This is a genomic window from Chromobacterium haemolyticum, from assembly GCF_009936155.1.
Classification (GTDB): domain Bacteria; phylum Pseudomonadota; class Gammaproteobacteria; order Burkholderiales; family Chromobacteriaceae; genus Chromobacterium; species Chromobacterium haemolyticum.
Genome location: NZ_AP019312.1, coordinates 2,126,454 through 2,140,154, shown reverse-complemented (window position 1 = coordinate 2,140,154; position 13,701 = coordinate 2,126,454). Strand labels below are relative to the sequence as shown.

Annotated in this window: 15 protein-coding genes and 1 pseudogene; 6 read left to right on the top strand and 10 right to left on the bottom strand. The window is 63.0% G+C overall.

Annotated features, from left to right (window positions below):
• Positions 1-120: pseudogene (locus GYH29_RS09695) on the bottom strand (IS5/IS1182 family transposase); the annotation flags it as partial.
• Between the two features lie 247 nt (positions 121-367).
• On the bottom strand, positions 368-778 hold the full coding sequence (locus tag GYH29_RS09690) for a CesT family type III secretion system chaperone (protein ID WP_161523602.1): 411 nt from the start codon (positions 776-778) through the stop codon (positions 368-370).
• A 273-nt stretch (positions 779-1,051) separates the two neighbouring features.
• Between GYH29_RS09690 and GYH29_RS09685 the strand changes: the two genes are divergently transcribed.
• Complete coding sequence (locus GYH29_RS09685; RefSeq protein ID WP_043592266.1) at positions 1,052-1,924, top strand: carbapenem-hydrolyzing class A beta-lactamase CRH-1; 873 nt, start codon at positions 1,052-1,054, stop codon at positions 1,922-1,924.
• A gap of 32 nt (positions 1,925-1,956) precedes the next feature.
• On the opposite strand, the gene GYH29_RS09680 is transcribed toward GYH29_RS09685, so the two are convergent.
• The gene (locus GYH29_RS09680; RefSeq protein WP_043592264.1) at positions 1,957-2,817 is read right to left on the bottom strand and encodes a methionyl-tRNA formyltransferase; all 861 of its coding nucleotides are present in this window, start codon (positions 2,815-2,817) and stop codon (positions 1,957-1,959) included.
• 312 nt (positions 2,818-3,129) lie between these two features.
• Between GYH29_RS09680 and GYH29_RS09675 the strand changes: the two genes are divergently transcribed.
• The 5 genes from GYH29_RS09675 to GYH29_RS09655 all read left to right on the top strand — a co-directional run bounded on the left by GYH29_RS09675 (position 3,130) and on the right by GYH29_RS09655 (position 6,536).
• The gene (locus GYH29_RS09675; protein ID WP_081574044.1) at positions 3,130-3,771 is read left to right on the top strand and encodes a hypothetical protein; all 642 of its coding nucleotides are present in this window, start codon (positions 3,130-3,132) and stop codon (positions 3,769-3,771) included.
• A gap of 65 nt (positions 3,772-3,836) precedes the next feature.
• A complete protein-coding gene (locus GYH29_RS09670; protein ID WP_161523601.1) occupies positions 3,837-4,271 on the top strand; it encodes a hypothetical protein in 435 nt (144 codons plus the stop codon).
• A 145-nt stretch (positions 4,272-4,416) separates the two neighbouring features.
• A complete protein-coding gene (dapF, locus tag GYH29_RS09665) occupies positions 4,417-5,247 on the top strand; it encodes a diaminopimelate epimerase (protein WP_161523600.1) in 831 nt (276 codons plus the stop codon).
• Positions 5,248-5,316: 69 nt separating this feature from the next.
• Positions 5,317-5,970 (top strand): DUF484 family protein, encoded by a 654-nt coding sequence (locus GYH29_RS09660; RefSeq protein ID WP_019102582.1) that lies wholly within the window; start codon positions 5,317-5,319, stop codon positions 5,968-5,970.
• Positions 5,967-6,536, top strand: coding sequence for a hypothetical protein (locus tag GYH29_RS09655; RefSeq protein WP_043592257.1), 570 nt, complete (start codon positions 5,967-5,969; stop codon positions 6,534-6,536). The genes GYH29_RS09660 and GYH29_RS09655 overlap by 4 nt, the downstream gene beginning before the upstream one ends.
• A gap of 90 nt (positions 6,537-6,626) precedes the next feature.
• On the opposite strand, the gene GYH29_RS09650 is transcribed toward GYH29_RS09655, so the two are convergent.
• The 7 genes from GYH29_RS09650 to GYH29_RS09620 form a co-directional block, all read right to left on the bottom strand.
• The gene (locus GYH29_RS09650; protein WP_043592255.1) at positions 6,627-7,196 is read right to left on the bottom strand and encodes a YceI family protein; all 570 of its coding nucleotides are present in this window, start codon (positions 7,194-7,196) and stop codon (positions 6,627-6,629) included.
• Between the two features lie 44 nt (positions 7,197-7,240).
• Positions 7,241-7,798: a YceI family protein gene (locus GYH29_RS09645; protein WP_019102585.1), complete on the bottom strand. Its 558-nt coding sequence runs from the start codon at positions 7,796-7,798 to the stop codon at positions 7,241-7,243.
• Positions 7,795-8,358: a cytochrome b gene (locus GYH29_RS09640; protein WP_019102586.1), complete on the bottom strand. Its 564-nt coding sequence runs from the start codon at positions 8,356-8,358 to the stop codon at positions 7,795-7,797. The genes GYH29_RS09645 and GYH29_RS09640 overlap by 4 nt, the downstream gene beginning before the upstream one ends.
• A gap of 260 nt (positions 8,359-8,618) precedes the next feature.
• Positions 8,619-9,584 (bottom strand): ABC transporter permease, encoded by a 966-nt coding sequence (locus tag GYH29_RS09635; protein WP_019102587.1) that lies wholly within the window; start codon positions 9,582-9,584, stop codon positions 8,619-8,621.
• On the bottom strand, positions 9,584-10,690 hold the full coding sequence (locus tag GYH29_RS09630; RefSeq protein ID WP_043592253.1) for an ABC transporter permease: 1,107 nt from the start codon (positions 10,688-10,690) through the stop codon (positions 9,584-9,586). The genes GYH29_RS09635 and GYH29_RS09630 overlap by 1 nt, the downstream gene beginning before the upstream one ends.
• Complete coding sequence (locus GYH29_RS09625; RefSeq protein ID WP_019102589.1) at positions 10,687-12,216, bottom strand: ABC transporter ATP-binding protein; 1,530 nt, start codon at positions 12,214-12,216, stop codon at positions 10,687-10,689. The genes GYH29_RS09630 and GYH29_RS09625 overlap by 4 nt, the downstream gene beginning before the upstream one ends.
• Before the next feature lie 118 nt (positions 12,217-12,334).
• Positions 12,335-13,339 carry a BMP family lipoprotein gene (locus tag GYH29_RS09620; protein ID WP_107732355.1) on the bottom strand — a complete coding sequence of 335 codons (1,005 nt, stop codon included), beginning with the start codon at positions 13,337-13,339 and terminating at the stop codon, positions 12,335-12,337.
• Positions 13,340-13,701 lie beyond the last annotated feature (362 nt).

Below are 13,701 nucleotides of genomic sequence, written 5' to 3'. Positions count from 1 at the left end.
TTAAAATCTTTTGAGTAAGAGCCCCAAGAAAGCCAGATGGATGAACTGCAAGCTAGTATTGAGTTTCCGCTCGCAGTTCTTCCATAACCGCCAGCATTTCTCAAGCCGCGCCTCAGACCTGACGGGAACCGGCGAGAAGCCATAGGCCAGGCTTGCAGGACCGCCTTTGGGGTTTCTACGTGCGAATCGTTGATTCGCTCAGTGATAGGGAAATTTGGCCGCGTTGTTCCCCTTCCTGCCTTTTCCCTTGCGACGCTACGCTTGCCTCGCTCGGTCAGGGCAGCGCTCTGGCAATGAAAATCATCATCCACTCAGCGGACTCAACCCACAGGGCGGCGGACTCACCGGAAAGGTCGTATACCGGCTCTTAACGGGCGACAAGCCCGTCCTCCGCCGACAACAACTCTTCGGCGCAGACAATCACGGCGTCCAGGGCGGACGCCATCGACGGCAAATCGCAGCCCTGGCACGGCAGACGCAACCAGCAACCCAGCCGCTCGTCCTGATCCAGGCTCACCACCGGCTGCCAGGCTTGAAGCGCCAGCTGATTGCGGCGCAAGGCCTGTGCCAGCACGGCGGGACCGGGCGACGGCAAGGCGTCGCCAAGGTCCGCCTGCATGAACCAGCTATCCTGATCGAGACAGACAAAATGAAGGGAGAAGCGCTGCTCCAGCTGCAGACTGAGCACCTCCTGATCCGCGGCCAGCTCCGGCGCGTCAAAACCCAGGTGTTGCAACAGCCCCGCGACGCAGCGATGAAAGGCGATCAGGCCCGGCATGAAAATCCTGCAAGCGAAATGGCGAATGCCGCTTTATACCCTCGCCCATCCGCCGCGCACTTCCAGAATTCGCCCAAGCGCGCCGCCTGCGCCGGCATGACGCAGCCCCTCCTCAGACGGCCCCGCGCCTGATTACACCCGGCGTCGACACCCCGCTCCACCGCCGCCGTCAGCACAAAAAGTTACAGACGTTACAGTTTGCGCGATTTACAGCCCAAGCCTTCGCCATCAGGATAGCGCCATACTTTCCAACCAGGCTGAAGGACCCAAACCATGTTCAAGCATCTGATTTTATTCGCATCGCTGGCCGCGCCGCTAACCCAGGCCGTCGCCGCCGATCCGCTCGCCGTCGCCGCCGACAAGCTGGCCAAACTGGAACGCGACTTTGGCGGCAGCATCGGCGTCTACGCCATCGACACCGGCTCCGGCGCCACCGTGGCCAACCGCCCCAACGAACGCTTTCCCATGTGCAGCTCTTTCAAAGGCTTTCTGGCGGCGGGAGTGCTGGCGCAAAGTCAAGACAAACCCGGCCTGCTGGACAAACGCATCCGCTACAGCAAGGCGGCTCTGCCTAATTGGTCCCCGATTACCACCAAACACCAAGCAAGCGGCATGACCGTGGCCGAGCTCAACGCCGCCTCCGTGCAATACAGCGACAACGGCGCGGCCAACCTGCTGCTCAAGGAAATCAACGGCCCCGCCGCGCTGACCGCCTTCATGCGCTCCATCGGCGACGCCAGCTTCCGCCTGGATCGTCGGGAGCCGGAACTGAACTCCGCCATCCCCGGCGACCCGCGCGACACCTCCACCCCCAAAGCGGTGGCGGAAAGCGCGCAAAAACTGGCGCTGGGCAAGGCGCTGCCGGAACCGCAACGCCAACAGCTGGCGGACTGGCTGAAGGGCAACACCACCGGCAACGCCAGAATCCGCGCCGCGGTGCCGGCCGGCTGGGAAGTGGGAGACAAAACCGGCACTTGCGGCGTCTACGGCACCGCCAACGACTTCGCGGTGATCTGGCCGCCCAAGCGCGCGCCCATCGTGCTGGCGGTCTACACCAAGCACGCCAAGAAAGAAGCCAAGCACAGCGACGAAGTGATCGCCGCCGCGGCGCGGGCGGCGCTGGAAGCCTTTAACGTGAAGAAATAAGATGGGAACAGGCGCGGCCGCAGGGCCGCGCCTCACCCGCGCAAACGGCCGCTAACGCCGCCGGGCGGGTTCAAGCTCCATTCGCTGATCAGCACCATGCCGTCGGCGGCGGCCACCAAGAGGCTCAGCGCATTGGACAAAATCAAGGCCCCCGGCGGGTAGGCGTGGCTCTCGCGCCAGGCTTGCGCGCGGTGCACGTGCACGGTGACGCCGTTGACCGTGGCCATGCATTCGAAATCGCCAAAGGCCCGGACGCGGCGCATGATGTCTTCCACCGACAGATTGAAATCCAGCATCCTCTCTTCGTCCCTCCACAGCGGCCAGTAGCTGCTGCCCTCTCCTTGCGGCTGCGCCTGCTCCCACAAAGAAGCGAAGTCGCCGGCCACCCGCCCGGCCAGCCGGTACAGCGCCAGTTGCAGTTTCGCGTCCAGCGATTCATGGGTTTCGTCCGGCCTCAGCGCGAACTGCTCCTGCGCCAGCACATCGCCGGCGTCCATTTCCCGAGTCAATTGGTGACAGCTGCAGCCCCATTGCCGATGACCGTCCAAAATCGCCCTCACCATGGGGTAAGGCCCGCGGCCGATGGGCAGCGGCGACGGATGGAAGTTGACCGCGTAATTCAGATAAGGCTCCCAGTCCGGCACCCGCCAGTTGTAACTGGCCACCAGCAAGGCTTCGCAGTCCTGCTCGGCCAGCTCCAGCAAATCGCGTTCGCGCATCCGCGACAATTGCACCGGCACGCCCAAGCGCTCCGCCGCCTCCAATGACTCTTTGTGGTGATGCATGCGATGGTCCACCGGGGTGCAGAACAGCTTCAACGGCTGCCAGCCGGCATGCAGGAAGACGTCCAGCACCGGCTTGAAGCGATCGGACAAGGTAATGGCAAAACGCATGGCGGTATCCCGGCGATTTAGAGGGCTGATTTGTTTATATCAAGACCATCCATACCCAGCAGGACACCTAATGGAAATTAACAGAATCTCGCCTGCCCGCTGGCACGCCGCTTGCATCTACCCGCTAGCCAAACCCTTGTTTTGACGCGATAACAGGCTAAACCCGCCGCCTTGCGGCAATCCTGTCCGCCACAGCGGCATGGATTGCCGGCCGTGCCGGCAAACATCGAAACCGGGGCGACGAATGGGAGTCGAGCTGCTCCGTGAAGCTCACGACCGACACTCCACCATAGACTTTGCGGGAGATTATCCATGTCAGTCAGCAACACAAGCGGCATCGACGCCAGCGGCAACGCCTGGCAACAACGGCGGGCCGTTCACCAGCAGCGCCACCAAGATTTCCTGGCCATGATCAACGATGTGCGGCAAGGCAATCTCAGCGGCGCGCAGCAGGCGCTCGCCAGCCTGCAGTCCAACTTGCCCAACGCGAGCGCAGCCAGCGGCACCGGCGCGAAGAGCGGCAGCGCCCAGGATTTCGCCAGCCTGATCAATTCCATGCAGACCGACGGCAGCGTCGCCAGCGCCGGCAGCAGTTCCAGCACTAGCTCCGCCAGCGCCGGCAACGATATGACCCTGCTGTTCAACCAGATGCTGAGCCAGTTGCAGATGAGCAGCCTCGGCGGCGCCAGCGACGGCGATACCGACGACGCGCTGAGCGCGCTGACCGGCGCCTCGGCGGCCACTTTGCCCAGCGCGCTGTTCAGCAATCTGGGGCAGGACCTGAGCAGCAGCAACCTCAGCCAGGCGCGACAGGGTTACCAGCAATTGCAGCAGGACTTGCAGGCCAACTCGCAACAGAGCCAGCCCGCTCATCATCGCCACCATCATCATCATGGCGGCGGCCAGGTTCAGGCTGCGCTGAATGCCTACCAGGCTAATAGCAGCGCTTGCTGAGCCCGCCATCGTCCCAGGCCCGGCCCTGCGCCGGGCCTGTTTCATTGACTCTTGCGCACACTGATATGAAAGTTCACTCCACTTCCTTCCAGCCGTCCATCCCCGCTCAAGCGACGACCGCGTCAGCAGATGCCGCCTTCGCCCCCTCCGCGACCGCGCCGGCCACTCCTGAGCCGGCTCAACAGCCGGCGCAGGCTGACCGCCCCCGCCTGGACATGGCCACGCTGGTACGGCTGCTGCTGATGCAAATGCAGCTCAAGCTCAGCCAGCCCGGCGACGCCGCCGAAGACACCCTCAAGCTGGCCACCGGACAAGATGCGCTAGCGTCCTCGTCCGGCTCGCTGATCGACGATATCAGCCAGACCGCCGCCGCCGACGCGCAAGCCGCCGCCGTCCAGACCGGCGACGAGGCCATGCCGCAAACCGCCGCGTCCAGCGCGGCCCTGCAGGCCTACGCCGGTACCGAAGCCGCGCCCGGCAAGCCGCTGGCCAGCGCCTGAGCGCGCGCCTGTACCTCTATCTACGCCACTGTGCTAACCTGCCTTATTGGCGGCGGAGCCCCGTCCGCGCTTTGGCGCGCACGGCTCCCCGCCCGACCGCCGGCCCGGCAACGGGCCGATTGTTCACGCAGAATCTGGCGCGCCAATGAAATTGCACTTCACCAAAATGCACGGCCTCGGCAACGACTTCATGGTTGTCGACGGCGTGAGTCAAACCGTCCCCTTGAACGCGGAACGTATCCGTCAGTTGGGCGATCGCCACTTCGGCATCGGCTTCGATCAGTTATTGCTGGTGGAGCCTCCTCACTCTCCGGACAACGATTTTCGCTACCGCATCTTCAATAACGACGGCGGCGAGGTGGAGCAATGCGGCAACGGCGCGCGCTGCTTCGCCAAGTTCGTGTCCGACCGCGGCCTGACCGCCAAATCACGAATCCGGGTGGAAACCGCCAAGGGCGTGATCGCGCCGGAATACCTGGGAGACGGTCAGGCGCGGGTGGACATGGGCCGGCCGCGATTCGCTCCGGACGAGATTCCGTTTCAGGCCGAGCGCGAGGCGGTGTGCCATGATTTGCAAGTCGAGGATGCGACCTTGTCGGTCAGCGTGGTGTCGATGGGGAACCCCCACGCGGTGCAAGTAGTCGCAGATGTAGCCTTGGCTCCCGTGACGCGCCTCGGCGCGGCCATCGAAAACCATCCCCGCTTTCCGGAACGGGTCAACGCCGGCTTCATGCAGGTGGTGGCACGCGATGAAATCCGCCTGCGCGTGTTCGAACGCGGCGCCGGCGAAACGCTGGCCTGCGGCACCGGCGCCTGCGCGGCGGTGGTGGCCGGCATCCGCCGCGGGCTGCTGGACCGACGTGTGCGGGTACACACCCGCGGCGGTGAACTGACGGTGGAATGGCCGGCCGACGACGCCGCGGTGACCATGACCGGCCCCGCCGTCACCGTATTCCAGGGCGAAATCGAGATTTAACGGCCCGCCGTCGGCGCAAGACGGCAGCGGGCGCGCAACAACAACACAGCCGTAAGGGGGTTATGAATTATGCAGACAGATGATGTGCTGGCGTTTTTGGACCAACACCCGGACTTTCTCGCTCATCACGCCGAAAGGCTTGGCCTGAAGCCGAGCGGCGCGCCGCAGGACCGCGTGGTGGTTTCGTTGGCGGAACGCCAAATGCTGGACTTGAAGGACCGCAACCGGCAGTTGGAGTCCCGCTTGCAGCAATTGATCCGCCACAGCGAAGCCAACGACCGCATCATCGCCAGCGCTCATCAACTGGGGCTGACGCTGCAGGCCTGCCTGAGTCTGCAAGACGTGCTGAACGCGCTGCCCGCCTGCTTCGCCGAGCATTTCAAGCTGAAGCGCGTAGCCTTGCGGCTGTGGCATCCGGCGGCGGAATCCGCCGGCCCGGCCTACGACGCCCGCAGCGAGGTGGCCGCGTTGGCGCGCAATCTCTCCGCGCCCTATTGCGGCCCCTACGTCAACGACGATGTGCTGGCCTGGTTCCCCGCCGCCCCGGTGCTGCAGTCCTTCGCCCAACTGGCGCTGCGCGATGGCAAGGGCCAGGCCTTTGGCCTGCTGGCCCTGGCGTCGGACGATCCGCAACGCTTCACCTTCGACATGCACACCCACTACCTGGCCCAGATAGGCGAGCAAGTGTCCGCCGCGCTGACTCGCGTGCTGGAGGCTCAATGACGGCGACGCCCACTGGTTGGTTCCTGCTCGCCTTGGTCGCGCTGTTCTATCTGCACATTCTGTGGCGGTTGATCGCCAGCCGCGACGGCATCGCTCAGCTGTGCTTCGCGTCGTCTTTCTTCATCCTGGCGCTGATCTTCCGCGCGGACCCTTTCCTCACCGCGCTGTCGCCGGTGCTGCTCCCCTTCTGTTACGCCTACGCCTGGCTGGGCATCGCGGCCGTGCTATGGTCCGCCAGCAGCCTGAAAGTCAGCCGGCTTGGCCTGGCCTTCCCCGAACGCCAGCCGCAGCTGGCGGCGCTGATGGCCAGCCAGCTCAGCCTGCATCTTGGCATCGTCGCGTTTTCGCGGCTACTGGATTGGCGGCCGCTGCTGTCCTACCTGATGGCCCCGCCGCTGATCATGGTCGTCAGCTACGCCGGTTACCGCGCGCTGTTGTTCGTGATGCGCCGTCAGCCGGAAGCGCGCCTGCCCTGGACGGTGTTCGGCGGCATGACCGTGATCAGCCCCTTGTTGGTGATGTGGCTGTCCGACTGGCTGGCCCCCATCGTCCTGGGCCTGACCTGAACGGTGCCGCCGGCATGAAAAAACCCGAGTCCTTCGACTCGGGTTTTTTTTTGACGCCGGACACGGGTTCCGGCGCTTTATCGAATCCGCTTACTTCTTGCCGGCTTCGATGGCAATGGTCAATTGCAGATCGTCGCCCACCGCCGGCGCGTAAGCGCCAACGCCGAACTCGCTGCGCTTGATGGTGGCGGTAGCGTCAGCGCCGCACCACGGCTTCTTGGCCATCGGATGGGAATCCACGCACTTGAAGTTGGTCACGGTCAGCGTCACCGGCTTGGTCACGCCGTGCAGGCTCAGTTGGCCGTCCACCGCCGCCAGCTTGTCGCCGTTGAAGGTGAACTTGTCGGATTTGAACGTGATGGTGGGGTACTTTTCAACGTCCAGGAAATCCGGGCTGGCGATGTGCTTGTCGCGCGCCGCCCAGCCGCTGTCGTGGCTGGCGGTCTTGATCACGATGTCCACCGAGCCGGTTTTCTTGGCCTGGTCCAGCACCACGGTGCCCTTGGTGTCGTTGAAGCGGCCGCTCAGCGTAGAAAAGCCCAGGTGGCTCAGCGAGTAGCCGGCATGGGTGTGCGAGCTGTCCACTTCGTAAGTGACCGGGGCGGCTTGCGCGCTGCCCAGCACACCCAACGTCATCACGGCGGCAAACAGAGTTTTCATTTTGGTCGTCACGTCGGTTTTCTCCAGGGTAAGGAAAGGCAAGATCACTTGCCGGTCAGAACGAATTTGTATTTGACGGTCACCAGGTCGGCGATCGCTTCGGTGTCGTCCCAAGCGCCGTCGCCCACTTTGAATTGCAGACGGTTCAGCGGGAAGCTGCCTTGCAGCGTGGTCTCATTCCCTGCGCTGGCGGCGGTGAAGGTGGACACCACCTCGCGGCTAATGCCCTTCAGGTTCAAGGTGCCTCGGGTTTCGAACTTGCCGCCGCCCAAGGCCTTGACTGATTTTGCGGTGAAAGTCGCCTTGGGCAGGCTGGCGATATTGAAGAAGGACGCGCCGCGCACAGTGGTATTGCCGTCGGCGCTGCCCACGTCCACGCTGCCCAGGTCCACGGTGAACACCGCCTTGGTGGCTTCCGGCTTGGCCGCGTCAAAGCTGACGTTGGCGGCGAAACTCTTGAAGCGGCCTTCGGTCGGCACGTTCATTTGCTTGAAGGTAAAGCCCAACGTGCTCTTGGCCGCGTTCAGGGTTTGCGCGGCCTGAGCCGGCGCCATGGCCAGCGCCACGGCGGCGCTCAGGGCGAGAGAAGTCAGAAATTTCATGCTTGAGGATCTCCTTTGCGACAGGACGGCAGCATCCGCGCCAGCGTGGCGTCGCGATCGATAAAGTGATGTTTCAAGGCCGCCAGCGCGTGCAGGCCGACGATGGCGACGATGGCGTACGCCATCAGCGCGTGGCTCCAGCCCAGCACATGGCCCAGCGCCTCGTTCTTTTCCACCAGGTCCGGCAATTGCACCAGGTTGAACCACACGACCGGGTAGCCTTTGGCGGAGCTCATCAGCCAGCCCACCAGCGGCATCGCCAGCATCAAGGCGTACAACAACAAATGAATCAGCCCGGCGGCTTTAAGCTGCCAGGCCGGCTGCCCCGGCAAAGGCGCCGGCGCGCCGCGGCGGGCGCGCCAGATCAGGCGCAGCACGGCCAGCGCCAGCACGCTGATGCCCACCCATTTGTGCCAGGCGATCAAAGAGGCTTTCAGTTTGAAGCTGGCCGGCGATGTGATCTGCATGCTGTTGAAGTACCAGCCCATGATCAGGGCGGCAATGATCAACAGCGCAATCAGCCAGTGCAAAGCAATCTGTGTGGGACTGTAGCGTTGCATCGAATTCCTTATTACAAATGAGCGGCAAATTAAAACCTGTCATGCCTGTTAATCATAAAAGCGCGGCCATTGCCGTCATAGCGAAATTATTAGCGCAAAAGATTCAAATTTTCTGAACAACCGCCAGGCAACGCAATGGCAGTTGATATTGGGAATCACTATGAATAACAAACGACGGCAAGGTTCCCGTATGCGATATAAAACAAAAAACCGCCAGGGGCAAAGCCCGCCGGCGGTTTCTAGCCTGTCTCAAACGCCGGTTAACGGCTCTTGACGAAAGGTATGCCTATCGCTTTGGGCGCCACCGCCCGGCCAACGAACCCCGCCAGCAGCAACACAGTCAGCACATAGGGGATGACCGCGATCGCTTGCGACGGGATCTGGCCGATGCCTGGCAGCGCCACGCCTTCCAGGCGGATCTGGATGGCGTCGGCAAAAGCGAACACCAGGCAGCCCAGCACCGCCGGCAGCGGTTTCCACTTGCCGAAGATCAGCGCGGCCAGCGCCAGGAAGCCCTTGCCCGCGGTCATTTCCTTGATGAAGCTGCCGGTCTGGTACACAGACAGGTAGGTGCCGGCGATGCCGCACAGCACGCCGCCCCAGAACAAGGCGGTGTAGCGCACCTTGGCCACGGAGATGCCGGCGGTGTCCGCCGCGTGCGGGTTTTCCCCCACCGCGCGCAGACGCAGACCAAAGCGGCTCTTGTACAGCACCCAGGTCACCAGCGGCACAATCAAGAACAAGGTCAGATACACCAGGATGCTATGGCCGGACAGCAGCTTGCTGTACAGCTGGCCCAGCAGCGGCACGTCGCGCAGCTCATGGGCGAACGGCAGCGCGATCTCGTGGAAACGCCCCTCGTCCGGCAGCTGCGGGGTATTGCCGCCCTGCTGGAACCAGGCCAGGCCCAACACCGGGGTGATGCCGGAGGCGACGGTGTTGAGCGCCATGCCGGAAATCAGCTGGTTGCCGTTGTAGGTGACGGATACGAAGGCGTGGATCATCGCCATCGCCACCGAGGCGGCAATGCCGCAGGCCATGCCTATCCACGGGTTCTGGGTGGCAAAAGCCGCCGCCGCGGCGGCGAAAGCCGCCACCAGCATCTTGCCTTCCAGGCTGATATCCACCACGCCGGAGCGCTCGGAGAACATGCCGGCCATCGCGGCCAGGATCAACGGTGTGGCCACGCGCAGCGTGGAATCGAGCAGACTGAAGAAGATTTCCATTATTTGTCGTCCTTGCGCTTGAACAGGCCGGCGATGAACGGCTCGAACAGGTTTTCCAGCGCGCCGCAGAACAGGATGATCAGGCCCTGAATGAAGATGATCATCTCGCGGGTGATCATCGGCTTCTCGAAGGACAGATCGGAGCCGCCCTGGGTCAAGGCGCCAAACAACAGCGCGGACAAGATAATGCCCACTGGGTGGTTTCGGCCCATCAGCGCCACGGCGATGCCGACGAAACCGACGCCGTTGGTGAACATCACGTTCATGCGGTGGGCGGAGCCCATCAGCTCGTTGACCGCGGCCAGACCGGACAGCGCGCCGGACACGCACATGGCGATGATGATGACGCGGCTGACGCTCATGCCGGCGTAGCGGGCGGCCGGTTCGCTGGTGCCCACGGTGCGCAGTTCGAAGCCCCAGCGGCTATGCCACACCACCAGGTAGAACAGCGCGGCGGCCAGCAAGGACATCACGAAAGTCAGGTTCAGCGGCGAGGTGGGAATCTCCACGCCAAAGCGCGCCGCCATTTCATGGATGGCGGGAATCCATGCCGCCTGGCCGAATTCGCGCGTGGTCGGGTTCTGCGAACCGGCTTCGATCAAATGATGGCTGATCAGGTACAACATCAAGGAGTAAGCGATGAAGTTGAACATGATGGTGGTCACTACGATGTGGCTGCCCCGCTTGGCCTGCAGCCAGCCCGGCACGAAGGCCCAGGCCGCGCCGAAGCCCATCGCCGCCAGGATGGCCAGCGGCACCAGCACCGCCGGCGGCAGGCTGTGGTCGAAGCCCAGCACCACCAGAGTGACGCCCAGGCCGGCCAGGTAGGTCTGGCCCTCGCCGCCGATGTTGAACAGACCGGCGTGGAAGGCGGTGGCCACCGCCAGGCCGGTGAAGATGAAGCCGGTGGTGTAGAACAGGGTGTAGCCTATGCCCTCGCCGTAGCCGAAAGCGCCGTTGATCAGCAGCTTCAGGCATTCCCAAGGGTCTTCGCCTATCAACCAGGTGACCAGGCCCGTCACCAGCAAGGCCGCCAATAGATTAAGCGCCGGCAGCACCGTTAGCTGCGCCCAGCGCGGCAAGGTGGAAGGTTGTCCGAATTTCAATGCTTGTGCCCCCCCATCAGCAGGCCCAGCGAAATGGTGTCGGCGTCCTTGGCCGCCACTTCGCCGGTGATCTGTCCGCCGGCCATGACCAGGATGCGGTCGGCCAGCGCCAGGATTTCTTCTAGTTCAACCGAGACCAGCAAAATGGCCTTGCCCTCGTCGCGCAGTTCCACCAGCCGCTTGTGAATGAATTCAATCGCGCCGATGTCCACGCCGCGCGTCGGCTGGCCGATCAGCAGCAGGTCGGGGTTGGCGTGGATTTCACGCGCCAGCACCACTTTCTGCTGGTTGCCGCCGGAAAGCAGGCCCACGCGCAGCAGCGGGTTGCCCGGACGAATATCGAATTGCTGGATGAAGTCCCGAGTGCGCGCCAACAGCCGCTTGCGCGAGTACCACGGCCCGCGGCCCAGGCCGGTTTCGCCGTGATAGCCGAGGATGGCGTTTTCATAGCTGGAGAAAGCCTTGACCAGGCCTTCGCGCGAGCGGTCTTCCGGTACGTGGGCAATGCCCAGCCTGCGGTAAAGCGCGGCGCGCGGCTGAGCCCCGCAACGGCGGCGCAGCAAATCCTCGCCCTTGTAGGCCATCTCGCCGGCGCTAGGCTCTTGCATGCCGGCCAGCACTTCCAATAGCTCGGATTGGCCGTTGCCGGACACGCCGGCAATGCCCACGATCTCTCCGGCCCGCACTTCAAAATTCAGTTGATCCAGCAGCTTGACCCCGCGCGCGTCGGTCAGGCACAGATTCTTGACGCTGAGCACCGCCGCGCCCGGCTCGCGCTCGGCCTTGTCCACTTTCAGGCTGACCTTGCGGCCCACCATCAGGTCCGCCAGCTTTTCCTTGTCCACGTCGCAGGTGGCGACGTTGGCCACCACGGTGCCGGCGCGCATCACGCTGACGCCGTCGGTGATGTCCATCACCTCCCGCAGCTTGTGGGTGATCAGGATCACGGTCTTGCCCTGCGCCTTCAGCGAACGCAGGATGTGGAACAGATGGTCCGCCTCCTGCGGCGTCAGCACCGCGGTGGGCTCGTCCAGGATCAGCACGTCGGCGCCGCGGTACAAAGCCTTGAGGATTTCCACCCTTTGCTGCAGGCCCACGCCCAGATCGCCCACCAGCGCGTCCGGATCCACCTCCAGCGAGTAATTGCGGTTGAGCTCTTTCAGATGCTCGCGGGCCTCGTCCAGCCCTTTTTTCAGCACCAGGCCGCCTTCGGCGCCCAGCACGATGTTCTCCAGCACGGTAAAGGTGTCCACCAGCATGAAATGCTGATGCACCATGCCGATTCCCAGCTCAATGGCTTCCTGGCTGTTGCGGATCGGCGCTTCCTTGCCGTTCACCCGGATGGCGCCGCTGTCGGCTTGGTAATAGCCGTACAGAATGCTCATCAACGTGGATTTACCGGCCCCGTTTTCGCCGATGACGCCATGGACAGTGCCCTTGGCGATTTTCATCGAGACGTCGCGGTTGGCTTTGACGGCACCAAAACTCTTGTTGATGCCCGCCAGCTCAATGGCAAACTCGGTCATGCTTATTCATATTCCCTGGTTAGGGTCAGTCTGATTCCGCTCCGGCATGAACAAACAGGCACGATGAAGTTCATCGTGCCTGCGCCCCCGAAACGGATCAGGGAAAACTCAACTCAGCTTATTGCACCGGGCAGCTGTTGTTGGAGCGGTAATCCACCACCTTGATCTTGCCGCCGATGATGTCGGCCTTGGCCGCGTTGATCTTCTTCTCCATCGCCGGAGTGATCACTTTGCGGTTGTTGGCGTCCAGCGCCCAATCCACGCCGGCTTCCTTCAGGCCCAGAATCTTGACTTCCGGCTTCCAGGAGCCGTTCTTGGCGTCCTTGAAGGTGTTGAACACCGCCACATCCACGCGCTTGACCATGGAAGTCAGCACCGAACCCGGGTACAGGTGGTTCTGGTTGCTGTCCACGCCGATGGAGTACTTGCCGGCGGCCTTGGCGGCTTGCAGCACGCCCAGGCCGGTGCCGCCGGCCGCGGCGAACACCACGTCCACGCCGCGGTCGAACTGGCTCTTGGCCAGCTCAGTGCCGCGCGCCGGGTCGTTAAAGGCCTGCGGAGTGGTGCCGGTCATGTTCTGGATCACGCTGGCGTTCTTGTTGGTGAACTTGACGCCCTGCACATAGCCACAGCCGAAGGCGCGGATCAGCGGCACGTCCATGCCGCCGACAAAGCCCACCTTGCCGCTCTTGGACGCCATCGCCGCGGCCACGCCGGTCAGGAAGGCGCCTTCCTGTTCCTTGAACACAATGCTCTGCACGTTGGAACCTTTGGCCACCGCGTCGATCAGAGTGAACTTGACCTTGGGGAATTCCTTGGCAACGGTTTCCACCGCCTGGGTGAAGGAGAAGCCGATCGCCACCACGATGTCGGCGTCGCGGCGCGCCATATTGCGCAGCAGCTGCTCTTTCTGGGCTTCGGACGCGATCTGACCGTCGCGGTAGTTGATCTTGAATTCCTTCTTGAAACGCTCGGCGCCGTTGTACGCGGATTCGTTGAAGCTCTTGTCAAACTTGCCTGCCATGTCGTAAACCACGGCGGGCGAGAACTCTTTGGCGAAGGCGGAGGTGGACAGCACCGCTGCCGCTACGGCAAAGCTCATTCGTTTCAGCTGGATTTTCATCTCTATGACTCTATGGAGTTTGTTGGTCAACCCGCACGCCGATCACCCCCTGTGGTTCCCGTGCCGTGCAGCGAAGCAAAGCGTCCGCCAGCCCCTCGTCATGTAGCGTCGCAACTACACGCCAGGTTGCGCGGATGCGGTCCTGCCGCAATCCCGTGGCAAACGGGATAGCAATCGGCACAGACGCCGCCCTGTCATTCTTGTTTGAGCGCGCCGAATTGTAATGACGCACCCATGGACTGTAAACAACTTCCTCTCTACTTTGAAATATCATGTCGCAACGAAAGCCGGCAAAGCCCGAGCCCGCGCACAAAAACGCCAACAGCATGCCAAAACCTTGTTGTTTTCGCGTAATCGAAGCG

Bases quoted from the DNA above. Each gene is read 5' to 3' on its own strand.
- GYH29_RS09650 (WP_043592255.1), bottom strand. From the start codon at position 7,196: ATGAAAACTCTGTTTGCCGCCGTGATGACGTTGGGTGTGCTGGGCAGC.
- GYH29_RS09685 (WP_043592266.1), top strand. From the start codon at position 1,052: ATGTTCAAGCATCTGATTTTATTCGCATCGCTGGCCGCGCCGCTAACC.
- GYH29_RS09635 (WP_019102587.1), bottom strand. From the start codon at position 9,584: ATGGAAATCTTCTTCAGTCTGCTCGATTCCACGCTGCGCGTGGCCACA.
- GYH29_RS09675 (WP_081574044.1), top strand. From the start codon at position 3,130: ATGTCAGTCAGCAACACAAGCGGCATCGACGCCAGCGGCAACGCCTGG.
- GYH29_RS09625 (WP_019102589.1), bottom strand. From the start codon at position 12,216: ATGACCGAGTTTGCCATTGAGCTGGCGGGCATCAACAAGAGTTTTGGT.
- GYH29_RS09620 (WP_107732355.1), bottom strand. From the start codon at position 13,339: ATGAAAATCCAGCTGAAACGAATGAGCTTTGCCGTAGCGGCAGCGGTG.
- GYH29_RS09645 (WP_019102585.1), bottom strand. From the start codon at position 7,798: ATGAAATTTCTGACTTCTCTCGCCCTGAGCGCCGCCGTGGCGCTGGCC.
- GYH29_RS09640 (WP_019102586.1), bottom strand. From the start codon at position 8,358: ATGCAACGCTACAGTCCCACACAGATTGCTTTGCACTGGCTGATTGCG.
- GYH29_RS09660 (WP_019102582.1), top strand. From the start codon at position 5,317: ATGCAGACAGATGATGTGCTGGCGTTTTTGGACCAACACCCGGACTTT.
- dapF (WP_161523600.1), top strand. From the start codon at position 4,417: ATGAAATTGCACTTCACCAAAATGCACGGCCTCGGCAACGACTTCATG.
- GYH29_RS09670 (WP_161523601.1), top strand. From the start codon at position 3,837: ATGAAAGTTCACTCCACTTCCTTCCAGCCGTCCATCCCCGCTCAAGCG.
- GYH29_RS09680 (WP_043592264.1), bottom strand. From the start codon at position 2,817: ATGCGTTTTGCCATTACCTTGTCCGATCGCTTCAAGCCGGTGCTGGAC.
- GYH29_RS09690 (WP_161523602.1), bottom strand. From the start codon at position 778: ATGCCGGGCCTGATCGCCTTTCATCGCTGCGTCGCGGGGCTGTTGCAA.
- GYH29_RS09655 (WP_043592257.1), top strand. From the start codon at position 5,967: ATGACGGCGACGCCCACTGGTTGGTTCCTGCTCGCCTTGGTCGCGCTG.